Raw genomic sequence first — 21,840 nt, 5'->3', positions numbered from 1 at the left:
AACAGAGTCATTTATTAAGCAAAGCTATGTTGTAATACGGACGACTATGCTTTGGCTTGACCGAGCCCCTGGGTGAGGCGGTCCAGAACAATTGCCAAAACGACGATCCCAAGACCTCCGACGAGACCGAGACCTACGTTGACTCGGGAAATTGCTGAGAGGACTGTAGCTCCAAGACCGGGTGCACCGATCATGGATGCGATGACAGCCATCGACAGGGCGAGCATAATCGTCTGGTTGATACCGGCCATGATAGTCGGCACTGCCATAGGGAGCTGAACTTTGAATAACAGTTGCTTGGCGGTAGAACCGAAAGCTCTGGATGCTTCCATGACGTCTTTAGGCACCTGGTGGATACCGAGGATTGTCATACGTACGGCCGGTGGTGCAGCAAAAATGAATGTGGCGATGACCGCCGGAACTCCTCCAAGACCAAAAAGAAGGACTGCCGGAATAAGATAAACGAAACTCGGAAGGGTCTGCATAAAGTCGAGAATCGGTTTAATGACAGCTTCGGCTTTAGAATTGAGAGCTCCGAGTATGCCGACCGGAACACCTATAATCAGCGAGAACAGGGTGGAAACGATAACGACGGAGAGAGTCTGCATCGCTTCCGGCCATATGTTGACTGCTCCTATATAAAAGAACCCGAGCAGAGCGAAAAGGGCAAGCCCTCGTCCTGCAACTTTCCAGGCGACTATGGCTATCAGAATGGCGAATAATTCAGGGGGTATGAACAGAAGTATTCCTGTAACCCCGTCTACTACTCCCTGCATAAGATTGCTGAAAGAATCGAAGGTGCTGCCGAGTGTAGGTAGCAACCAACCATCAACGAATAGATTTGTCCATTGTTCTAACGGGAAATTCAAGTAATTCATGAAGCGACCACCTCATCTTTTCCAAGTACTAGTGCAGACAAAATAGAAACGCGGGAAATGATCCCTTTTAATTTTTCATCTTCGAGTACGACGATTGGATATTTAGCCTCAGCGGCGACACCTAACAAGTCATTCAACGGCGTGTCCGGGGAAGTCGTCGGTACTGCATCGATTAAAACGTCTACCATTGGTATATCTTCATTGTAAGCACGGATGGCGTCATCGATGGTCAAAAGACCCCGGAACGTTTTGTCTTTATCTGTAACGAAAATGCTTGACGCACCCACTTCCTCCATTTTTCGGATAGCCATACGTGGTCCATCTTTATAAGCAGAGAGGACTTCCGGCTTTTTCATCACCTGAGAAGCCTCTAAAATTTTGGAACGATCCACATCCTGAACGAAATTCGATACGTATTCGTTCGCCGGGTTTTCTAGAATCTCTTCAGAAGTACCGATTTGAACGATATGACCATCTTTCATAATAGCTACGCGATCCCCGAGTTTAAGAGCCTCATCGAGATCATGAGTGATAAACAGCACGGTTTTACCGAGCTTCTTCTGGAGGTGAAGGAGTTCATCTTGCATTTCTTTACGAATTAGAGGGTCTAGCGCGCTGAATGCCTCATCCATCAACAGGATGTCCGTATCGTTGGCGAGCGCCCGTGCGAGCCCGACACGCTGTTGCATACCTCCACTGAGTTCTCTCGGATAACTTTTCTCGTAGCCTTTCAAACCTACGTCTTCGATAGCTTTTTGGGCCTGTGTTTGTCTTTGTGTTTTCTCCATGTTCTGAATCTCCAGACCGTATGCCACATTGTGTAGCACTGTACGATGGGGGAAGAGGCCGAAATTTTGAAAGACCATCCCGAGTTTCTTTCTTCTCGTATCAATGAGACGTTCTTTTTTCATTTTGGTTATATCTTCTCCATCAATCAGCACTTCCCCGGCCGTAGGTTCAATCAGACGGTTCACGAGACGGATTAAAGTGGATTTTCCACTGCCGGAAAGCCCCATAATGACAAAGAACTCTCCGGGTTCTACATGAAAGGAGCTTTGATTGACCCCGACGGTCAGGCCGGTGTCTTTCAGTATTTCATCTTTGGACTGTCCCTGCTTCAGTCGCTCGATTCCTTCGAGGGGCCGGGAACCAAAGACTTTCGTCAGATTATTCACTTCTATTTTATTCGTCATAAACATTCTCCTTTGCTTCCTATTTTCGGCGGATACCTATGGTACGGCCGGACCGGGAAGGTGTTTCCAATTGTTTATGTTCCTTATATATATTCTCCAGTGTCTCTATTACGAAAGAAGGGAAAGCGTCCGGGCGGTTTGTCTCTGTATTTATGCCCATCAGCATCTGTTCACTTGTTGCAATCGTTTCGTCATCTTTATTGTTCATCGAAAAGAACACGTGCATGCGCTTTTTGTCCAAGTCGAGCAATTGAATGGTGACGTGAAGCGGGTCTCCCTGTTTTGCCTCCTGTAAATAACAGAGGTGCGTTTCCAGGGTGAAAATCGTATAGGAGTGATCGTCACGCTGTTGCTCATCAAGTCCTATATAGTCCATCCAAGCATCAACCGATTCACTGAAAATAGCAGCATAAGCTGCATCGTTCATATGACCGTTGTAGTCGACCCATTCTGCACGGACGGTTGTTTTGTGATGAAAAGCCTTCATGCGCGGACCTCCTTTTTTTCCGGCCAGTAATCTTCGACAAGATCGAGAAGCTTGACGAGGAACTCATTTCTTTTTCTCTCGAGTTCCGCTATCGATTCATCCCCCGCATGCTGCTCGCATCCAGCGATGACTTTTTCTTTCAGCTCGTCCGTCAGCTCCGGTGCTTCGAGTTTTGTCCACGGAAGTTTGAGAGCGGGTCCGAACTGTTCAAGCATATGACGCATGCCCTGATCTCCACCGGCTAAGTGGAAGGTGAGGAAGGGCCCCATTTGAGCCCAGCGAAGGCCGGCACCGTACGTAATAGCCTTGTCGACCTCTTCGGTCGTTGCAATGCCGTCATTCACGATGTGGAGAGCTTCTCTCCACAAGGCTTCCATCAGTCTGTCCGCGACATGACCTTCGATTTCTTTCTCAATGATCATCGATTTCATGCCGATATCTTCGTACAGGGTACGGGCACGATGGATAACTGGCGAATCCGTATGTTCTCCGCCGACGAGTTCTACAAGTGGAAGGAGATAAACCGGATTGAAAGGGTGGGCTACGATGATCCTTCCTGGATTCACTGCTCCCTTTTGCAGAACGCTCGGTTTAATGCCGGAGGTGCTGGATCCGATGATGGTATCTGGGTCTGCATACCGGGAAATATCTTTCAGTACTTTCTGCTTCAGTTCCGTACGTTCCGGAACGTTTTCCTGGATAAGCACACTCCCGGAAACAGTTTCTTCTATCGTCGGATAAAAAGTGACTGCTGCTGGAGAAGCGTTATCAGCGAGCCCCATTTCCTGTACCGAAGGCCAGGCTTTCGAAATGGCTTCTTTCGTTTTGGCTTCAGCTCCTTCGGCAGGATCGAATGCCTTCACTTCATATCCGTGTGCGAGAAGACGGACGATCCATCCATTTCCGATAACACCTGTGCCGATGACTGCTGCGGTTTTTTTGTTCATCAATGCTTGCCCCCCGGGATTTTCAAATTATAAGTTTCACGTGCTTCTGCCGGCGTCATGATTTCAATGTCCTGTGTCTGGGTTATATGCACCGCTTTTTCAACGAGTTGCTCATTGGTGGCTGGCACCCCTTTTTTCAGGTAAATGTTGTCTTCAAGACCGACGCGTATATTGCCGCCGAGAAGAGCTGTCTGACTCGCGACCGGCATCTGCATACGCCCGATGCCGAAGGCGGACCAGTGGGCGTTTTCAGGAAGACGGCGCTTCATGTAATTGATGGTTTCCACATCTGCATCCGCGCCCCACGGAATACCGAGACAGAACTGGAACATCGGGTCGTCATCAATCAGTCCTTCTTTGATCAGCTGGTTGGCAAAACGGACGTGCCCGGTATCAAAGCATTCCAGCTCAGGTTTGACACCACTTTCCTGTACGAGTTTCGCCTGGTCTCTGAGCCAGTCTGTAGGACTCATGTAGATCATGTTTCCGAAATTGACGGTGCCGCAGTCCAACGTACACATCTCAGGAAGCAGTTCGCCTACCGGCTGGTGACGCTCGGAAGGCGTCTGTATATCCGTGCCGTTTCCACCGGCTGCCGGGGTGGACAGGCTCGGGATGAAATCACCGCCACCTCCTGAAGTGATGTTAATGATGACGTCCGTTTCGGATTCGCGGATGCGGTCCACGATTTCTCTGTAATGGTCCACATTATGACTGACGCCTCCGGTTTTCGGGTCACGGGCATGAACGTGAGCGACAGTAGCACCTGCTTTTGCAGAGGCGATGGCCGAATCGGCGATCTCTTTCGGTGTGACCGGAACATTCTTATTTTTTTCCAATGTATCTCCAGCCCCGGTGACGGCTGCTGTGAGCATGATTTTCTTTTTCAATGTGACTCCTCCTCGTTTTCGTTGAATATTTATATACCATCCAGACGGTTTTTATCACAGAAATTAATGTACCATCCAGACGGTTTTGTTTCAACAGTGATACGAAAAAAAGAAGCTGACTATGAAAGTCAACTTCCTTAATTGGTTATAAGAACACATATAAGCTCGTATAAAGGTGTGAATATCGTGAAAAAGAAAATAACGATGGATATCTTCGTATATCTATCTGTTGATAGGTTGTGTGTCCGATTGCTCTCCGTTTTCTTTTTGAAGATTGTTCAACCAATCCATCAATCGCTCATATACTTGCTTTTTTTTATAGTCTTCAATCTGATACACATCAAAAAGCTCTGAAAGCCATATGCCATCTGTACTGAGACGAATCAGCGTGGCATCGACAGAGTCGAGTCCGTCATTTTCGATATTGTGTTGCCACTCTCTATACGCATCATGAAGCGGTTTGAGAAGTTCAGGATTTACTGCTTTGGCAGCGAGAAGGCCGGCATTCCAGTCTTTATTCGGATAACCGTGATTAAAGGTCACATTCAGGAAAGCACGTGTCCATTTTCCGGTTTCCTCCGTGTCTTCATTTACGTGGGATTGGATCTTTTCCCGGTAGTTATTTGCTAAGTGTTCGACCATGCCACTTACAAGGGCTTCTTTCGTTTTGAAATGATAGAGAAGCCCTCCTTTGCTGATACCCGCTTCTTTCGCAACGGCTTCGAGTGTCAGGTTGAATATCCCCTGATGACTCACGATCCGGGAAGCGGCATTAAGGATATCTATTTTTCTCGAATGACGAGCCATGAACGACCCTCCGTTCTGTAAAATGTCGATATTACTATACTACCCGGTTAAGAAATAAGCAAATCGTTTTTTAGTTCAACGATAAATGAAAGTCGCTTCTCGTTTGTTGTTTCCAGAGGGAGAAAGACGAGGGTCCGTTGCTGCTGATCCTCCGTTCGTGCTGTTCTCTCAGGATATCCGAGGTATCTGCACCAATAAAAACCCGCGAACCCAGAGGTCGAATCTGAGGAACACGGGTATTTGATATTCAAGAAGGCTATGAGTTATTTTTTCGTCACTTTTTTCATGAGGAAGCCGCTTTTCGGTACTGCTGGCATTTTCGTCAAGCTGTAACCAAGATCCTGCTTCGGCAACTGATAGCTCAGATGGCGGGACATATATTGGAAACTCGCTTTCAGGATTTCGAGTGTCGCCCACTCTCCGGGACAGCGGTGGTTCTTCTCATAATCTCCGCCTCCTTGCGGAATAAGGTCGAACAAGCCGCCGTTCCAGTCACGGAAACGGTCCGGATTGAATGTATCCGGGTCCTCCCAAAGACGCGGGTCATGGTTGGTTCCGTAAACATCGACGAGGACGAGCTGACCTTCCGTGAAATTGTACCCCTGCCACGTGAAATCCTTTTTCGTACGTGCAGGCAGGTAAGGGACGAAAGGATAGAAACGCCTGACTTCCTGGGCGAAATAGTACAGGTAGTCTTCGCTGTTTGCGACTTTCCCTTTTTCTTCCGGGAACTCTTCCATTGCTACGGCGCCGAATGCGATGAACTTACTGACCGCTACCGCAGGACGGATGGTATTCAACAATTCTATCGCCGCCATACGCGAGTCAAGGTGGTTCCCTTCAAGGTCCCGGTGCATAGCCATTTCAAAAATGGCCGTGCCTTTTTCCGCTTCAAGTTTACCGTTTCTTACATCAAGAATCAGGTCTTCGATCCACTTTTCGGAACGTTGTCTTGCTTTCCTGCTCTGGAGATGTTTGGGTCCGAGCGAACCGAAACCATCGATCATAAGAGCGAAATCATCAGCCCTTTTTTCGATTTCTTTTTCCTGAAGAGGAACACCAGCCCATTCACAGGCTGCCCTCATCAACAAATAGAGAGCCTCATCATAAAGCACGACTTTCCTCTTCTTCTTCCAGCGTTCTAAGGCGAGGTCCCAGTGTTTCGTTGTAATATCAAAAAGGTTATCCAATGCTTCAGGCGTCATGAGGGATAAAAACAGACGTTTTCTGTGCTCGAAAGGACTGCCGTCCATCGTCTGGATTCCATTTTCCCCGAATAATGTTTTCAGGATGAAGGCGGGCATCGCTCCGCCCCGTTTCATTTTATCGTTATCATAAAAAAGTTCCGCGCCCTTTTCTCCTCCGAGAAGCGCAGCTTTTTCTCCAAGTAATTTAGTTTCATATACGTCGAGATGCTGACTTTGGAGACGTTTTTGAGCGAAGGTGTAACCGTCTTTCAGAATACCGATGGATCGGTCGAACCCTTTATCTCTTGCGGGTTGATAAGACATGAGTCATTGCTCCTTCCTGTGTAACAGTATACACTTTATTTTATCGGTAACTTTTGATTGTTACAATTGATATTACTTGAAAGGACGGGTTTCTATGAACGTGAAAGGAATAGAGATGGATGATAAAACCAGATGCCGTCATTACCACTCAGCGGAAGATGTAGTCGCTATACGTTTTTATTGTTGCGGAGAATACTACGCATGTATAAAATGTCATGAGGAATTGGCGGGGCATGAAGTTGAAGTGTGGCCGATAGAAGAACAGGAGACCCGTGGGATTTTCTGCGGAAACTGTCAGGAAGAATTGCTTATAACATTATATAAAGCCCGTTCGCAGTGCCCGAATTGTAATCATAATTTCAACCCGGGATGCAAAGCGCATTTTCCTTACTATTTTGAATAATAGGGGAGAAAATTAATTTCTTGACGTTGAGGTTTTCCCCAACGATAATAGGGTAGATTTCTACGCAATTCTTTTAAAAAGGGGGTAGCTTTTCATGGAAGAGCACATTTCTGTTACCTCACTAATCATCGTATTAGTGGCTGCCTTTTTGACACCGATTGTACTGAAGAAGTTCAACCTTAATATTCTGCCGGTCGTAGTGGCGGAAATTATCGTCGGGTTGATTATCGGGCAAAGCGGCTTTAATCTTATAGAACCGAACGAATGGCTGGATATTCTTTCGACCCTCGGGTTCATTTTCCTCATGTTCCTAAGTGGTCTGGAAATAGATTTCTCCATTTTCAAATCAGGCAAGCGGAAGAAACTGCCGAACGGACAGCTGGAGCCGAACCGTTTCGGTATTTCTACCGTCATATTCCTGCTTATCCTAGGGTTGTCCTACTTGATTTCTCTTGCCTTGTCGCTGGCAGGTCTGGTGGATAACGCTTTCTTTATGACGCTTGTCATTTCAACGATATCGCTTGGTGTCGTCGTACCGACCCTGAAAGAGGCGGACATTATGAAGTCCGGCATCGGTCAGATCATTTTACTGGTAGCTGTAATTGCTGACCTGGTTACGATGATTCTTCTTGCGATCTTCGTCTCCTTCCAGGAAGAAGGAGGAAACATGTGGCTGTTGCTGCTGTTATTCATCGCAGGCATCGGGCTTTATTTCCTCGGGAAGTTTTTCAAGAATCAGAGCTTTTTCGAAACTCTTTCCACCGGAACTGTTCAGATCGGCACACGTGCTGTATTCACCCTGATCATGATCCTCGTAGGGCTATCTGAATCGCTCGGAGCTGAGAACATATTGGGGGCGTTCCTCGCAGGTGTGCTTGTGTCCCTTCTGTCTCCGAACAAAGAGATGGTTCAACAACTCGACTCGTTCGGGTATGGCTTTTTGATTCCTATTTTCTTTGTGATGGTAGGGGTCGAGCTCGACGTATGGGGATTGTTCAGTGATCCTACTGTATTCCTGCTCATACCTTTACTTTTCCTTGGACTTCTATTGTCGAAACTTCTTCCGGTTGTTGTGCTCAAGAAATGGTACGACTGGAGAACGATTCTCGGTTCAGGTTTCCTGCTTACTTCGACACTTTCGCTGGTGGTCGCAGCCGCGAAAATCGGGGAAAGGATAGGCGTGATCGATGGACAGATGGCTTCTTCGCTCATTCTGCTTGCGATCATAGCGTGTATTATAACTCCGATTCTTTTCAAACAGATCTTCCCGTTCGTTGAAACGACGGAAGAGAAGAAACGGTTACGGATTATCGGGGCCAATCAGATAACGATGCCTTTGACGAAGGAATTCAGTGAAGAGGGGTACGATGTATATCTCTATCATGCCCGTCCAAATCATAGCGGTGAACTTCCGGGCAACCCTGATTTCACCGTGGAGAAACTCGAAGGGTATACCATGGAAGAGTTCCAGAAATACAATGTCTTTGATACTGAAGTACTTGTGATTTCTACGAATGATGATGAACTGAATACGAATATTGCACTCGAAGCCGCAGATTGTGATATAGAGAACATCATCACTAAAGTTGAATCTCCGAATAAACAGGCGATGCTGAAGGAGAAAGGCATCAATGTATTCTCGACGATTTTCTCTTCGAGAGCAATGATGAAAGCGATGATCGCTTCGCCGCACATCGCAGAAATGTTCGCTACAAGAGAAGAAGGTCTGATGGAAGTCCCGCTTACGAACAAAGAATTCCACGGCGTACGACTGCGGGATTTCCCTTTCTTCGGAGATGCGATTATTGTTCGTATTTATAGGGGGAATGAATCGATTCTTCCTCATGGGGATACGGAACTGCAACTTGAAGACCGGCTGATTGTTACGGGGGATCACGAAAATATTTATGAACTGGAACATCTATTAGAATAGCGCTGTTAAGGACGGTCGTCGATTTCAGCACGAAGAATGGAGCCGTCCATGGTCAGCTTTCGCTCACGGGATGAAAATCAACGATGACAGAGTTTAAGAGTTAGAGCAGCTTTCGGGCTGCTCTTTTTATTTGAAAGGCTTTTTTAAAGCTGGTTGTTGATTTTAGAACGAAGGGTGGAGGACGCCTGCAGGAAGAGCATGAACGGAAAATCACCGGAATCGACCGCAGCGAAAGGCGGGAAGTTTCCGCCATGCCCGCGGCAAACTTCCACCTGAATATTTATTTTCAGGGTAGCCATTTGAAAAAACCACTGAAGTTCTGTTGGATTTCTGAACAACTAGCTGACATAATGGAAGAAGTGAATTTTGTTAGGGGAGAAACGATAAATGAAGAAAGTAATAGCAGCATTGAGCGTATTCCTAATAACTTTTGTTACTTTGACACTACTTGTCGTGATGCTCGAACCATTTCCGGATGGGATCGAAGCTTGGGATCTGGAGAATAATGATATTGAGTCCTTCTTTGCAGGTTCTTCGGAGGACGGGGAGAAGAATGGTAAAGAAAAGCCGGAGGAGGAGCCGGTGACTCTGACCTTTACAGGGGATGTGCTTTTCGAACAATCAACGGTGAACACGGTAGAAAAATTCGGTTACTCTTTCCCTTTTCAACATGTGAAGGAAACCTTCCGGAAAGATGATCTTACATTCGTCAATCTTGAAACACCGATCACCGAAAGAGGGGAAAAGGAAGAGAAACTTTATAATTTCCGCGCTGAAGCAGAAGCTTTGGATGGAATGCAGGAAGCCGGTATCGACGCTTTTTCCCTGGCGAACAACCACACGCTTGATTACAGTAGAACAGGCCTTGAAGATACTCTTCAGGCAATGGAAGGAAGAAATCTTCCTTATATAGGAGCTGGAGAGGACAAGCAAGAAGCCTATAAAGGATGGAAAACGGAGATTAAAGGGGAAACGATTCATTTCCTCGCTTTTTCCAGAGTCTTACCGGAAGTGAGCTGGTACGCCCGTGAGGATAGATCGGGTATTGCGAGCGGTTATCAGGTCGAAAGAATGGAAAGACTGATAGAGGAGGCGGAGCAGACGAGTGACCATGTAATTGTGCAGATTCATTGGGGCGATGAACGTCAGACTGAGTTCCAGCCTGAAGAAGAACAGATAGCCCATCGGATGGTAGACGCTGGAGCAGACGTGATCGTAGGTCACCACCCTCATGTAATGCAGGGTTTTGAATATTATGAAGACGGCTTTATCGCTTACTCACTCGGGAATTTTCTTTTTCCTGATTATGTGGAGAAGGAGACGGCTTATACCGGCTACTTGCAGATACGCATAAAGAATGATGACATTCAGCCGTCGTTTGTACCGATGTACATAAAAGATGATCAGGTTATCCCTGCACCAAACGAAGAGAGAGCCTTAGAGCGTTTGAGGAAAAGATCTTCGAATATTCATTTTGATCAGTATAAAATCGAAGAGGGAAGCGCAAACTGAGTCATATATGGTATAATGACAAAAAGAGATACACATCGAATATTCAATTGGGGGTGACTTCCATGTACCGTACAATTGAAGAGACAGCTCAGTATTTGGAGCTTCCGAAGGACTATGTGTATTCATGTATCGTCTCAGGTAAAATCAGAGCCGTGCATGACGGTGAACAATTTTTGGTGAACTCGGATCAGTTCACACTCTATTGGGAGCAGATGGAACAGTTCCAGGCGGAGATTCAACAGTTTCTTAGCGAACCGATTCCTGCAGACCCTGTTATCAATGATGAGGATTAGAAGCATAAGCCATCACGGCTTGTGCTTTTTTTTGTATGAATGTATTCTTGAAGTGACAAGAATATTGAAGGAGGTACATAGTATGGTAAAAGTGATTCAGACAGATAAGGCTCCTCAGGCAGTAGGACCTTATTCGCAAGCAGTGGATGCCGGAGATCTTATCTTCATTTCCGGACAAATAGGTCTTGATCCGGAAACGCAGCAGTTCGTTTCCGATAACGTAGAGGAACAGACGGATCAGGTGATGAAGAACATCGGAGCGATTTTGGAAGAAGCGGGTAAGAAATATACGGACATTGTGAAGATGGGAATATTTCTTGATTCTATGGATGACTTCCAGACGGTGAATGATATATATGCCAGTTTCCTCAGCGAGCCTTACCCTGCAAGAGCTGCTATTGAGGCAGGGAAATTGCCTAAGGGCGCGAAAATAGAAATGGAAGCTATTGTGAAAAAGTAAAAAGAGGCTGGAACAGAATTTAATTTCATGTATAAAAGCCCCGAACAAAAATTGTTCGGGGCTTTGTGCGGAGTTGATTCATGGAATGATAATTAACGAAAAACCGTCGCTTTCCACGGGAGTGGTCCTGCTTACGCCAGAACTTCTAAACGGGTGACTCCGCTTTTCTTTGTCCAGTTCCGTCCTCCAGAAGCTCATGTCCTAAGCAGCCCAATCAAAGAAAGGAAAGAACACCTTTCTTATGATCGTTCTGCTTAGGCCAGAGGCTTCTAAGCGGGAGGACTCCACTTTTCGTTGTCTAGCTGCACCATTCAGAAGCCCATAATATAAGCGGGCCGCCCCTGTTTCGAGGAAGAGTATTCGAAGCCAGTTGCGTCCGCTTATATTAAAGCTTCTAAACAAATGGTTACGCTTTTCTTTGTCCTTAATGTCGTTTATGGAGCCATAGGACGCCTGATTTTGCGAGGCGTGGGATTTTTCCGGTGAGCGGCTGATTCATCATGTTACCGAACCCGTCACTCTTACCGAGAGAACCGAGCGTGCCTTTCAATTTGATGGATCCGGGTTTTTTCGGTTCTTCCCCTCTCCATACATACTTCAGAACTTCTGCTATACGTTCTCCCTGCTCCCCTGCAAGTTGACCGCTCGGAGAAAGTTCAGAAGAAACGCAGTCGCCCAAAACGAAAATATTCGTTTTTTCCGGGATCTGATAAAATTCATTTGCAATGAGTTTTTCCTGCTCATCTTTTTTGAATGGTAATTTCCTAGCAAGATAATGAGGTCGAACCCCAGCTGTCCAAACAGTGACATCGTTCATGTAGCAAATGCCATTGTTGCAGACGCCATCTTTTTCAACATATTCAACTTTGGCGCCGTGGATGACGTTCACTTCATTCTCTTTGAACCAATCTTCCACGTGGTTTTGGATTTTTTCATCGAAGGCCTTCAGCACAGTATCCCCGCGGTCGAGCAAACGGATGTTCAAGTCGGGGCGACTTTCGCGGGTTTCAGCCGCAACCTCTATTCCGCTCAGCCCTGCTCCCACAATCGTTAAATTGCCATATGCTTTTAAGTTATTGATTTCATAACCGGCATGGCGGGCAGCTGACATTGTCTGGACACTTTCTGTGAACTGTTTGGCTCCATCTATACCATGATAATTATCTTCACAACCGAGGGCGATCACAAGCTGGTCGAAAGTCAGGGGCTCATCCCGTCCGGCAAGAAGTACGTGATCTTGCTCTACATCTATTTTCGTAACCTCATCGAATACATAAGAAATTTTTTCGTGGACCGGGAAATCGACTCGAACACTTCGGTCAGCCGTCGTCCCTGCGGCAATAGCATAATACTCCGTTTTCATGGCATGGTAGGGATTACGGTTCACCATCGTAATGTGAACATCATCCGGGATACCGTTTTCCAGGGCATCATAAAGGACTTTGAACCCACCATATCCGCCACCTAATATCAATAATTCAGTCATTTTTGTCTCACCTCAGTTGCAAATTTGCGTAAACGTTTTCTATACTCTCATTAAAGACTATCAAAAAAAAACACGAAAGACTAGATGAAATTTCAGTAAGGTGGTTTCTTTGATGAAAAGTAGGGAAACAATTATTAAAGAAGGGGGAGATAAGATGGATAAGCAAAGTAGCATCATAGAGAATTCTCTTAAAGCAATCATGGATGATGAGAACTTTTTGCCTGATTTGAAATCTCAGACGAGAGACCAGGCTTATAAATCACTGGTTTCTATTTTAACGACACCTAATCACATACATAAGTCGTTCCTTCGGGTAACGTTGGAAAACGGGACAGTAACCCGCGTTCCTGCTTTCCGCATCCAACATAATGATATCCTGGGGCCTTATAAAGGAGGGATACGGTTCCACCCGAGTGTCTCCGAGGAGGAAGTATCGAACTTCTCCAAGCTGATGACGTTGAAAAACGCTTTGCACGAGGTTCCTTTTGGAGGTGCGAAAGGCGGAGTCGTCGTAAATCCGAAGGAATATTCAGTGAAGGAATTGAATTTGATCTGCAAAAAATACGTGCAGTACTTCAATGATGTGTTAGGTCCTGATAAAGACATCCCTGCTCCGGACATGGGTTCAGGGGAAAGGGAAATGGACTGGATGATGGCTGAATTCAAGACGGTTCATCCCGGAGAACCTTACAGGAACAGTTTCACAGGAAAAAGTATCGTCAACGGCGGCTCAGAAGGGCGCAGAGAGGCTACCGGAAAAGGTGTCTATTTTTCTTTCCGGTACCTGATGCATGATTACGCGAATAAGAATGAAAAGTGGTTGACTGAAAACGACAATGTGTTTGCGGATACCGCTGTTAAGTATGCGAAGACAAAGATGAGAATGGCTATACAAGGTTTCGGTAATCTTGGTTCTGTCGCGGCTCTTGAGGCATACAAATGTAAATATTTACAGAATAAAATTGTTGCAGTCAGTGATCACAACGTAATGCTTTACAATGAAAAAGGGTTAGACATCCCTTCCATTGTGAATTACACAGAAGAAAACGGTGGAGAACTTCCGACGCAAGAAGTGGCACTGAATGATTATGATATAAACGCCAGCATTCATGAAAACGATGAACTCCTGGAACTGGACGTAGATGTTTTATTGCTTGCTGCCCTTGAAGATCAGATCCATGAAGATAATATGGAGAACATCAAAGCTGAGATCATCATCGAAGGTGCGAATAAGCCGGTCACTGAAAAAGCGGACAAATTCCTGAGTGATAAAGGTGTATTGATAATCCCTGACATCCTGGCTAACGCCGGTGGTGTAATCGTATCCTACTTTGAATGGATGCAGGGCAGAGATACACAGTTTATGGGAGAAGACCGAATCTATGAGAAATTGTTTAATAAAATGAAGTATACGATGGACACGATCCTACCACAGTTCTTCGGGGATCCTTTCCCATTACGTCAAAATTGTTATATACATGCTGTGACGAAACTATCGACTATTATGTTCAGACAAGGAAAACTATACTGAATTTCAAGGTCCGGAGCTTTTAAAGCTCCGGATTTTTGCTTTTTTCAATGATTCTTTCTAAAATGGAAGGAAACGTTTGGAAGGTGTAAGGATGAAGCGAATACATAGTGACATTGTGCAATTCAGAGGAACCCATTACGATTTCGGTTATGAGCAGGGGAGAGAGTTAAAGGATTCCCTTACAGTGGAAAATCGAAGCAAGCAGTGGGAAGTGCGTATTCCGAGGTTTAAGGTGGAAACAGAAGAAGCGAAAGAAGTGATCGAACGCTTCGCTCCTGGTATATGGGCGGAGCTTGAAGGGTTGAAAGATGCGCTTGGATGGACGATGACCCAAGTTTTAATGGAATTCGGAGGATACCGCGTGCCCTACCGGAAATCCGGGTGTTCTATTATTACTGGAGAAGGGTACATGATCAGAAATTACGATTATATGCCGAAGACGTATGAAGGAAGATTTGCGTTTTTTCAGCCTTCCGATACGGGATATGCAACTGCGGGCCCTACTCAGAGGATTACGGGAAGAATGGATGGAATGAACGAAAAGGGTCTGGTGATAGGGTATAATTTTATGAATCGCAAACGGCCGGGACCGGGATTCATTTGCTGCATGATAGGCAGGATAATTCTCGAAACGTGTCAGAACGTGGAAGAAGCGGTGGAGATGTTGAAACAAATTCCGCACCGTCATTCCTTCAGCTACACTGTTTTTGACGTCTCCGATACCTCCTATGTAGTGGAAGCATCCCCACGAGGGGTGGAATCTCGCGAGGCCCGGATGTGTACGAATCACTTCGAAAAATTGACGAAGGAAAACAGGAATCATATGGTGGATTCCAAGCGTCGCATGGAGGTCATGGAAACCACCAATATTTCCGGCGCGAAAGAAGCTTTCGAATTACTGAACAATTCAGGGGGAGGGGTCTTTTCGGACCTTTATGATCAATGGGCTGGTACCATCCATACTTCCGGGTACCTGCCTAAGGAGAAAAAAATATGGTTTTCGCTTGGAGGGGACCGGACGCCGGAAGAGTTCGGATTTAACTCGTGGCTTATAGGGGAAGGTCTTTCAAAACAGAGGATTACAGGAGTTGTGAACACTCAGGTCCCTTTTGTTCATATGGAAACAGGAGCACACTGGAGTAGGTGACAGGTATATAAAAAAGCCCGATTCTTTTCAGAAAAAGAATCGGGCTTTTTGGTGTGAATATATGCCTTGACTGACCTCAACCTGTATTTCTGAGGCCTGCGGCTACACCGCTGATTGTAAGAAGGACTTCGGTGAGCAGTTCATCATCCGGGTCCTCTGTACTGCGGAGTTCCTTGATGAGTTCAACTTGAAGGAAGTTCATAGGATCTACATAAGGATTGCGGAGACGCACGGAATCCTGAATCGTCGGTTGATGATCGAGGAGCTCCTCATCTCCGGTGATTTGCAGCAACACTTCTTTCGTGCGTTCATATTCTTCCAGAATAGTATCGAAAATCCTTTGCCCTATGGCTTCGTCCTTCACAAGTGATTTATATTCCCTTGCTGTTTGAATATCCGCTTTTGTAAGAGCCATCTGTAGATTGTCGATGGTAGAGCGGAAGAACGGCCAGTTTTCATACATTTGTTGAAGCTGTTCCAGATGTTTGTCGTCCTCGTCCCGGTAATGGACAAGTCCGGTTCCGGCGGCGAACCATGCGGGAAGCAGCTGACGACTTTGTGTCCATGCGAACACCCATGGAATAGCACGGAGGTTTTCAAACTTGGAGCTATCTTTACGTTTCATAGGGCGTGAGCCTATATTCAGCTCTCCCAGTTCATTCAATGGAGTGGCTTCATTGAAGTACGTAAGGAAATCTTTGTCCCCGAATACAAGAGACTGGTATTTTTTCAAGGATACATTTGCGATTTCTTCCATCGCCTTCTCCCATGCTTCTTCTCTGTGATATGCCTGTTCCGATTCCCTTGAGACGTTCGCCGCACCTTCAAGAAGGGTCGAGGCTCCCTGTTCAAGACTCCGATAAGCGATATCACGAAGCATGTAACGAGAAGATAATACTTCTCCCTGTTCCGTGATCTTGACACCATCTCCAAGCGTCTCCGCAGGTTGGGATAGGAGACTGCGGTGGAGAGGTCCTCCGCCACGTCCAAGTGATCCGCCACGTCCGTGGAAGAATTTCAGTCCGATATTGTAATTGTGGGCCATGTCATGTATTTCCTGTTGAGCTTTGTAAAGTCTCCAATTGGCCGTCAATGTACCTCCATCTTTACTTCCGTCGGAATACCCCAGCATGATTTCCTGGTGGTTGCCCCGTTTTTCGAGGTGTCTTTTGAATACATCCATTTCGAACAATGTTTTCAGAAGCTCGGGCCCAGCGACCAGATCATCCACTGTTTCCAGGAGTGGTGCTACATCAAGACCGCTTTCTACGCTTCCGTCTACGTGTAGACGGTAAATACCTGCTTCTTTTGCAAGAACAAGGACTTCAAGAATATCACTGGCAGCCTCGGTCATACTGATGAGATACACTTCAATGGAGCGTTCTCCGAATTCTTTGTGAGCATCACGGATCATGTGGAATACGTTCAGGATCTGCTGGGTCGTCTCTGAGTAATCTTCATTCAATAAAGAAATCGGTCTTGGGTCTTTCAGTACATTTTCGAGAGTTTTCAACTTTTCGTTCTCAGACATCGAAGCGTAATCATCCGTGATACCTACTTTTTTCAGAAGTTCAGAGACTGCTGTTTCATGCTCGCCGCTATGATTACGAACATCAAGAGTGGCCAGATGAAAACCGAAAAGCTCTACTTGACGAATAAGCTTGCGAAGACTCTTCAGTTCACGATTGGCGGGTTGATGCTGAAGGGCATTCTCCTGAATCATGGAGAGGTCTTCAAGGAACTCTTCGGAATTATTATACCCAAGCTCCGATTTCCCGACCTCGCGGAGACGTTCCTGAATGATGGCGAATTTCCGGCGATAAATTTCTTTCTCCACCCGCCAGACTTTCTTCTGAGGAATCCATGCCTCTTCTTCTTCAATTGAATTCTTCAATCGATCGGAAACGTGGATATACGAAACGGACTGACTGAAGCGTTTCATAAGGTCGGTAAGGGAGTCCTCATATTTTTTCAGAATCAAATCACGATGCTTGTTCAGCGTTTTCCAGGTCACTTCCGGTGTAACGTTCGGGTTTCCATCACGATCGCCTCCGATCCAGGAACCGAAGTGCAGGAAATTCGGAACAGACCAGTCTTCCTCCGGGTATTTCTCCTGAAGTTGATGTTCTAGTTCCTGATGAATGTCTGGTAAGACGTCGAACAGCGTATGATCGAAGTAGTACAGTCCATTTCTCACTTCATCCATTACGGTAGGTTTCCGCTCTCGAAGCTCCTGCGTTTGCCAGAGGACCGTGACTTCGTTTTGCATACTATCCATCAGTTCTTCTTTTTCTCTTTTGGTCAAACTGCCCTCATCGAGTTCTTTAAGTATGGTAGCGATACGTTTCTGGATCTCGAGCACGGTCCGTTTTGTCGCTTCCGTAGGATGTGCAGTAATGATTAATTCCAGCGATAACTTTTCAAGGGTTTCCTGAATTACATCTTTGGAATAATTGTTTTCTTTAAGGTTTTGCACCGCGCTTTCGAGAGAGAAAGGTTGGACGGAATGATCTTCCCGGAGCTGATATTCTCTGCGACGACGTATTCTATGGTTTTGTTCCGCAATATTGACTAAATGGAAATACATTGAAAAAGCCCGGATAACCTGCGAGCGCATAGGGGGTTTCAAATCGCTGATTTCCTTTTTCAATGTATCGTAAGCGGAGGATTCGGGATCGCTTCTCAGGTCCTTAGTAAGCTTTCTTATCTTTTCAACTTTGTCGAGCAACTCCTGGCCGCCCTGATGGACGAGGACATTCCCGAGCATTTCACCGAGAACCCGGATGTCTTGACGTAAAGGAGTCATATGATCATTTGATGTTTGTTGTGTACTCACAATTTCACCTTCCTGTACTTTTCTGTAGTTTCGATATGTTTTAGTGGATATTGGTTGAGAGGGAGGCTAGTAGGAAAAGCCTCGTATTTCCATAATATTATCAGAATATTTTTGACAGTCAAACGGTAAGAACCTTGAAAATATAAGAAAAATACGAAAATCCCCCGAAACCAAAAATGTATACGGGGGATTCATAAATTTATTGCGTTTTATCTTTCACTTCTTTCATCTGACCGAGGTGTCGGAGTTCATGCCACCCTATGAATTCCGCCCATTGTGCCAGGTCCATATCCCCGAAGGAAGGATGGCGGAATGAATATTGCTGCAACATTTCTTCAGATTTGTTGTGCAAAAGGAACATGGTAGCTTCTCTCGTTTTATTCAAACCATCCTTGGCTTCTTCAATGGAAGAGAACCTTCCTTTAGGCTGTAAAGCTTCAGGCGCCTCCACTTTGTGAGAACGGTTCGTTGCACGTTCGATAGGCTTTTGTTCGGAGGGTTGCTTTTCTTCGTTTTTGATGACATCATCGATTTTCTGAACTATGAATCCCTCCATTAAATAGAGGTGTTCCATTACTTCCAGGATGGACCAGGTATCCTCGGACGGTTTTTTATCAGCTTCTTCTTCAGTGACTTGATTGATGAAATCCCATACGTGTTTTCGTTTATCTTCTAATCCGTACATAAATCGACATCCTTCCTGATTTATACCTTTTAGCGAGAGTAAATGGTATAATCTCATAGTCCTAATACACGAAACTGCCTGAGCTGAAACATAAGTGGGGCAGGATTTTTTAAATTTACCCCTTTACTTTGATAATGTTTCATTGTAAGATGGGAAACAACTTAAAAAATAAATAACGAAACTTCTTATCCAGAGAGGCGGAGGGACTGGCCCTTTGAAGCCCGGCAACCATCCTGCTGATTTATATCAGTGTGAACGGTGCCAATTCCTGTAGAATGGGAAACTATTCTAGTAGATGAGAGGATCGTACGGATATTATAACGTCGACCCCCTCTTTTTTGATAAGAAGAGGGGGCTTTTGATTGTTAGGCCGTCTAAGCTCTCGAAAGAAGTGGAGTTAGAAGAAAGGATAGATGGAGGATGGCAATAGCTATTTTTGGTGCAGGATGTTTCTGGGGAGTAGAAGCATTCTTCGAAAGACTAAACGGAGTAACAGATACAACGGTCGGCTATACAGGTGGGTTTATTGAAAACCCTACGTACGAACAGGTGAGATCAGGAAGAACAGGGCATGCGGAATCGATCCGTATAACTTTCGATCCTAAAGTACTTACTTATGAAGAGCTTGTGGAGTATTTCCTGGAAGCTCATGATCCTACTTCGAGAAATCGTCAGGGAGAAGACGTCGGACATCAGTATCGTTCCGTAATCTTTCACACAAATGAAGCACAAAAGCAGCTCGCCGCTTCGAAAATCAACGAATGGGAAAGCAGAGAAATTTTCAAGCGACCTATCGTAACAGAAGTAGTTCCCGCTTCCACTTTCTATGAAGCGGAAGAATATCATCAGCAATATGTTAAAAAATATGGTGCTGCGTGTAGCGCAGTATAAAACTTCGGCCCCGGCGCCGGAGTTTTTTGTTTGTCGGTTCTTTTTTCAGAGAGGTGGTTTCTTCTTTGGTTAGTTCCAACTTCCAGAAGCTCATGTCATAAGTATCAACCTTATTTTCGGTTAAGATCGTCCGGTAAGTAAGCTTTCTACTTATGCCAGTGCTTCTAAACGGAAGTTTCCGCTTTTCTTGTGTAGCATAGGTTATTTGTTTGATATACTGTTGAAAGAAGGAGGTGGGGGTGTGTCGCTGAATGATTGGGTGCTTGGGATCATGTGTCTATTCATGGTCCTTGGTGCCGTGGATTACTACATACTGAATAAACGATTGAATCTCGGAGACCGTTTTTATGAAGCTTTTCAGATGATGGGTACCCTCGCTCTTGCAATGATCGGCGTCATTTCTTTCGCTCCGGTCATGGCTGAGGGGCTAGCCCCGGTCATTGTGCCTCTGTATGAGTGGCTGGGTGCGGATCCGGGGATGTTTCCTTCCATGCTGCTGGCTATTGATACGGGAGCATATCCGTTGGCTGAATCCTTGGCACAAAGCGAAGAAGCGGCTGTTTTTTCCTGGTCGCTTCTCGGTACGATGATGGGACCAACCGTTGTATTTACGATTCCGGTAGCACTGGCCGTTTTACATAAGCAGGATTATCCTTATTTCGCTAAAGGGATCCTGATCGGCTTTACTACTATCCCTGCCGGTTGTTTTATCGGAGGCTTTCTTGCAGGATACACGTTCGAATGGATGGTTGTTAACCTTCTTCCATCTATTGCTCTTACGATCCTCATCGCGGTTGGTCTCGGGTTGTTTGCGACGATGACTATACGTTTGTTTGCCGTGTTTGGTAAGATAGTGGAAGTTATTATTGCTATCGGACTGGTATCGATAACTATAGAGACACTACTTGGTGTTACGGTAATTGAGGGGTTGGCTCCGTTGTCTGAGGGGGCTGTGATTGTTGCTAAAATTACGGTTACGCTGGCCGGAGCATTTCCGTTGGTCGCCTTTCTCGAAAAGGTACTGCATAGACCATTCGAATCCCTGAGGCCCATTTTAAAAGTTGATAAAGTTGCGATGACCGGTATACTGGCGTCGCTTGCCCATAATATTCCTATGCTTGTCACAGTCAAGGATATGAAGCCGAGAGGCAAAGTGATCACTTCCGCGTTCGCTGTCAGTGGAGGGTTTGCACTGGGAGCACATATCGCGTTTGTCGCCGGTATAGAAAAAGATATGGTCATCCCGGTTCTTGTCGGGAAATTGAGTGCAGGATTTATCGCTGTACTTATCGCATGGCTGGTTACAAAAGGAGAGGAGGAGGAAGAAAATGAAACGCTGGTCGGATACGATTGATGTAAATGTACCGATTGAATATGTATGGAAATATTTTGATCAATCTTTGGAGCAAACGAGAAAAATCATGCCGAATATTGAAGAACATCGCCTTATCCACTCCTCCGGAGAAAGAGTGGGGAATGTGTACCGACAGGCTTATCAGGTAGGGGAGAGAAAAGAAGAGTACGAAGTCACTATTATGGAACACGAAGATGAAGATTCCCGAAAAAAACTGACGTATTCCTACACTCTGGCAGGCGTCTACGATATTCAGGCGACTTATCTGCTCGAAAAAATAGATGAATATAAAACGAGGTTCACTTATTCATCTTCCAATCGTCCGCGGAGATGGTATTTGCGGGTACTTATCCTCTTCTCCAATGATCAGGCGGTCACGAATTTTGTACGTCGGGTTAAACGGGTGGCAGAAGAAGATTACCAAAAAAGTGAAGGGTAATGATTGTACTGATACATCTATCGTTGATATGCCTTACTCCAGACGGAAAGTGTCGCAGGAACGATGGAAACTTTTCGAACCTCCCTTTCTGCGGAAAGCGATGTATTGTTCTTTTCCATCCATTTATGAATAGCCCAACACAAAAACCGAACGATCG

At 45.6% G+C, this 21,840-nt stretch carries 21 protein-coding genes and 1 riboswitch; of the genes, 10 read left to right on the top strand and 11 right to left on the bottom strand.

The annotated features are described in order from the left end of the window. Positions 1–44: 44 nt before the first annotated feature. The 7 genes from BW944_RS09785 to BW944_RS09755 all read right to left on the bottom strand — a co-directional run bounded on the left by BW944_RS09785 (position 45) and on the right by BW944_RS09755 (position 6,713). Positions 45–878: an ABC transporter permease gene (locus tag BW944_RS09785; protein WP_076559198.1), complete on the bottom strand. Its 834-nt coding sequence runs from the start codon at positions 876–878 to the stop codon at positions 45–47. Further along, positions 875–2,071, bottom strand: coding sequence for a quaternary amine ABC transporter ATP-binding protein (locus BW944_RS09780; RefSeq protein ID WP_076559197.1), 1,197 nt, complete (start codon positions 2,069–2,071; stop codon positions 875–877). Before BW944_RS09780 ends, BW944_RS09785 begins: the two co-directional genes overlap by 4 nt. A gap of 19 nt (positions 2,072–2,090) precedes the next feature. Continuing rightward, a complete protein-coding gene (locus BW944_RS09775) occupies positions 2,091–2,558 on the bottom strand; it encodes a thioesterase family protein (RefSeq protein WP_076559195.1) in 468 nt (155 codons plus the stop codon). Then, positions 2,555–3,505, bottom strand: a complete 951-nt coding sequence (locus BW944_RS09770) for a 3-hydroxyacyl-CoA dehydrogenase NAD-binding domain-containing protein (protein ID WP_076559194.1) — start codon at positions 3,503–3,505, stop codon at positions 2,555–2,557. Before BW944_RS09770 ends, BW944_RS09775 begins: the two co-directional genes overlap by 4 nt. Next, entirely contained in the window at positions 3,505–4,395 is an 891-nt protein-coding gene (locus tag BW944_RS09765; RefSeq protein ID WP_076559192.1) for a beta-keto acid cleavage family enzyme, read from the bottom strand. Before BW944_RS09765 ends, BW944_RS09770 begins: the two co-directional genes overlap by 1 nt. A 222-nt stretch (positions 4,396–4,617) precedes the next feature. Continuing rightward, entirely contained in the window at positions 4,618–5,202 is a 585-nt protein-coding gene (locus BW944_RS09760; protein WP_076559191.1) for a TetR/AcrR family transcriptional regulator, read from the bottom strand. Positions 5,203–5,465: 263 nt separating this feature from the next. Then, positions 5,466–6,713 carry a CYP152 family fatty-acid peroxygenase CypC gene (locus BW944_RS09755; RefSeq protein WP_076559189.1) on the bottom strand — a complete coding sequence of 416 codons (1,248 nt, stop codon included), beginning with the start codon at positions 6,711–6,713 and terminating at the stop codon, positions 5,466–5,468. 94 nt (positions 6,714–6,807) lie between these two features. On the opposite strand from BW944_RS09755, the gene BW944_RS09750 reads away from it, so the two are divergent. Both BW944_RS09750 and BW944_RS09745 read left to right on the top strand, forming a co-directional pair. Beyond that, positions 6,808–7,116 (top strand): CHY zinc finger protein, encoded by a 309-nt coding sequence (locus BW944_RS09750; protein ID WP_076559187.1) that lies wholly within the window; start codon positions 6,808–6,810, stop codon positions 7,114–7,116. A gap of 94 nt (positions 7,117–7,210) precedes the next feature. Beyond that, on the top strand, positions 7,211–9,049 hold the full coding sequence (locus BW944_RS09745; protein ID WP_076559186.1) for a monovalent cation:proton antiporter family protein: 1,839 nt from the start codon (positions 7,211–7,213) through the stop codon (positions 9,047–9,049). 143 nt (positions 9,050–9,192) lie between these two features. On the opposite strand, the gene BW944_RS15050 is transcribed toward BW944_RS09745, so the two are convergent. After that, positions 9,193–9,348, bottom strand: a complete 156-nt coding sequence (locus BW944_RS15050; RefSeq protein WP_159438224.1) for a hypothetical protein — start codon at positions 9,346–9,348, stop codon at positions 9,193–9,195. A gap of 88 nt (positions 9,349–9,436) precedes the next feature. On the opposite strand from BW944_RS15050, the gene BW944_RS09740 reads away from it, so the two are divergent. The 3 genes from BW944_RS09740 to BW944_RS09730 all read left to right on the top strand — a co-directional run bounded on the left by BW944_RS09740 (position 9,437) and on the right by BW944_RS09730 (position 11,314). Next, positions 9,437–10,561 carry a CapA family protein gene (locus BW944_RS09740; protein ID WP_076559184.1) on the top strand — a complete coding sequence of 375 codons (1,125 nt, stop codon included), beginning with the start codon at positions 9,437–9,439 and terminating at the stop codon, positions 10,559–10,561. A gap of 62 nt (positions 10,562–10,623) precedes the next feature. Next, positions 10,624–10,854 (top strand): excisionase family DNA-binding protein, encoded by a 231-nt coding sequence (locus BW944_RS09735; protein ID WP_076559182.1) that lies wholly within the window; start codon positions 10,624–10,626, stop codon positions 10,852–10,854. Positions 10,855–10,936: 82 nt separating this feature from the next. Continuing rightward, positions 10,937–11,314 carry a RidA family protein gene (locus BW944_RS09730; RefSeq protein ID WP_076559180.1) on the top strand — a complete coding sequence of 126 codons (378 nt, stop codon included), beginning with the start codon at positions 10,937–10,939 and terminating at the stop codon, positions 11,312–11,314. 424 nt (positions 11,315–11,738) lie between these two features. Here BW944_RS09730 and BW944_RS09725 read toward each other — a convergent pair whose 3' ends face one another. Beyond that, positions 11,739–12,800, bottom strand: a complete 1,062-nt coding sequence (locus BW944_RS09725; RefSeq protein WP_076559178.1) for an NAD(P)/FAD-dependent oxidoreductase — start codon at positions 12,798–12,800, stop codon at positions 11,739–11,741. 154 nt (positions 12,801–12,954) lie between these two features. On the opposite strand from BW944_RS09725, the gene BW944_RS09720 reads away from it, so the two are divergent. After that, complete coding sequence (locus BW944_RS09720) at positions 12,955–14,331, top strand: Glu/Leu/Phe/Val family dehydrogenase (RefSeq protein ID WP_076559313.1); 1,377 nt, start codon at positions 12,955–12,957, stop codon at positions 14,329–14,331. Between the two features lie 91 nt (positions 14,332–14,422). Continuing rightward, complete coding sequence (locus BW944_RS09715) at positions 14,423–15,478, top strand: C45 family autoproteolytic acyltransferase/hydrolase (protein WP_076559177.1); 1,056 nt, start codon at positions 14,423–14,425, stop codon at positions 15,476–15,478. 76 nt (positions 15,479–15,554) lie between these two features. On the opposite strand, the gene ppc is transcribed toward BW944_RS09715, so the two are convergent. Both ppc and BW944_RS09705 read right to left on the bottom strand, forming a co-directional pair. Further along, on the bottom strand, positions 15,555–18,284 hold the full coding sequence (gene ppc / locus BW944_RS09710) for a phosphoenolpyruvate carboxylase (RefSeq protein WP_143525703.1): 2,730 nt from the start codon (positions 18,282–18,284) through the stop codon (positions 15,555–15,557). A gap of 229 nt (positions 18,285–18,513) precedes the next feature. Next, on the bottom strand, positions 18,514–18,999 hold the full coding sequence (locus BW944_RS09705) for a DinB family protein (RefSeq protein ID WP_076559174.1): 486 nt from the start codon (positions 18,997–18,999) through the stop codon (positions 18,514–18,516). Positions 19,000–19,181: 182 nt separating this feature from the next. After that, positions 19,182–19,301: riboswitch (SAM riboswitch) on the top strand. A 118-nt stretch (positions 19,302–19,419) separates the two neighbouring features. On the opposite strand from BW944_RS09705, the gene msrA reads away from it, so the two are divergent. From msrA to BW944_RS09690, 3 genes are all read left to right on the top strand, one after another. Then, positions 19,420–19,890: a peptide-methionine (S)-S-oxide reductase MsrA gene (gene msrA, locus BW944_RS09700; RefSeq protein WP_076559172.1), complete on the top strand. Its 471-nt coding sequence runs from the start codon at positions 19,420–19,422 to the stop codon at positions 19,888–19,890. Positions 19,891–20,131: 241 nt separating this feature from the next. Continuing rightward, positions 20,132–21,244, top strand: a complete 1,113-nt coding sequence (locus BW944_RS09695) for an ethanolamine utilization protein EutH (protein WP_076559171.1) — start codon at positions 20,132–20,134, stop codon at positions 21,242–21,244. Then, a complete protein-coding gene (locus BW944_RS09690; protein ID WP_076559169.1) occupies positions 21,219–21,683 on the top strand; it encodes an SRPBCC family protein in 465 nt (154 codons plus the stop codon). The genes BW944_RS09695 and BW944_RS09690 overlap by 26 nt, the downstream gene beginning before the upstream one ends. The last annotated feature ends 157 nt before the right edge of the window (positions 21,684–21,840 follow it).

The organism is Salimicrobium flavidum, from assembly GCF_900156645.1.
GTDB lineage: Bacteria > Bacillota > Bacilli > Bacillales > Halobacillaceae > Salimicrobium > Salimicrobium flavidum.
This window is presented reverse-complemented; position numbering and strand designations above follow the sequence as displayed.

Bases quoted from the DNA above. Each gene is read 5' to 3' on its own strand.
- BW944_RS09785 (WP_076559198.1), bottom strand. From the start codon at position 878: ATGAATTACTTGAATTTCCCGTTAGAACAATGGACAAATCTATTCGTT.
- BW944_RS09780 (WP_076559197.1), bottom strand. From the start codon at position 2,071: ATGACGAATAAAATAGAAGTGAATAATCTGACGAAAGTCTTTGGTTCC.
- BW944_RS09775 (WP_076559195.1), bottom strand. From the start codon at position 2,558: ATGAAGGCTTTTCATCACAAAACAACCGTCCGTGCAGAATGGGTCGAC.
- BW944_RS09770 (WP_076559194.1), bottom strand. From the start codon at position 3,505: ATGAACAAAAAAACCGCAGCAGTCATCGGCACAGGTGTTATCGGAAAT.
- BW944_RS09760 (WP_076559191.1), bottom strand. From the start codon at position 5,202: ATGGCTCGTCATTCGAGAAAAATAGATATCCTTAATGCCGCTTCCCGG.
- BW944_RS09755 (WP_076559189.1), bottom strand. From the start codon at position 6,713: ATGTCTTATCAACCCGCAAGAGATAAAGGGTTCGACCGATCCATCGGT.
- BW944_RS09750 (WP_076559187.1), top strand. From the start codon at position 6,808: ATGAACGTGAAAGGAATAGAGATGGATGATAAAACCAGATGCCGTCAT.
- BW944_RS09745 (WP_076559186.1), top strand. From the start codon at position 7,211: ATGGAAGAGCACATTTCTGTTACCTCACTAATCATCGTATTAGTGGCT.
- BW944_RS15050 (WP_159438224.1), bottom strand. From the start codon at position 9,348: ATGGCTACCCTGAAAATAAATATTCAGGTGGAAGTTTGCCGCGGGCAT.
- BW944_RS09740 (WP_076559184.1), top strand. From the start codon at position 9,437: ATGAAGAAAGTAATAGCAGCATTGAGCGTATTCCTAATAACTTTTGTT.
- BW944_RS09735 (WP_076559182.1), top strand. From the start codon at position 10,624: ATGTACCGTACAATTGAAGAGACAGCTCAGTATTTGGAGCTTCCGAAG.
- BW944_RS09730 (WP_076559180.1), top strand. From the start codon at position 10,937: ATGGTAAAAGTGATTCAGACAGATAAGGCTCCTCAGGCAGTAGGACCT.
- BW944_RS09725 (WP_076559178.1), bottom strand. From the start codon at position 12,800: ATGACTGAATTATTGATATTAGGTGGCGGATATGGTGGGTTCAAAGTC.
- BW944_RS09720 (WP_076559313.1), top strand. From the start codon at position 12,955: ATGGATAAGCAAAGTAGCATCATAGAGAATTCTCTTAAAGCAATCATG.
- BW944_RS09715 (WP_076559177.1), top strand. From the start codon at position 14,423: ATGAAGCGAATACATAGTGACATTGTGCAATTCAGAGGAACCCATTAC.
- ppc (WP_143525703.1), bottom strand. From the start codon at position 18,284: ATGACTCCTTTACGTCAAGACATCCGGGTTCTCGGTGAAATGCTCGGG.
- BW944_RS09705 (WP_076559174.1), bottom strand. From the start codon at position 18,999: ATGTACGGATTAGAAGATAAACGAAAACACGTATGGGATTTCATCAAT.
- msrA (WP_076559172.1), top strand. From the start codon at position 19,420: ATGGCAATAGCTATTTTTGGTGCAGGATGTTTCTGGGGAGTAGAAGCA.
- BW944_RS09690 (WP_076559169.1), top strand. From the start codon at position 21,219: ATGAAACGCTGGTCGGATACGATTGATGTAAATGTACCGATTGAATAT.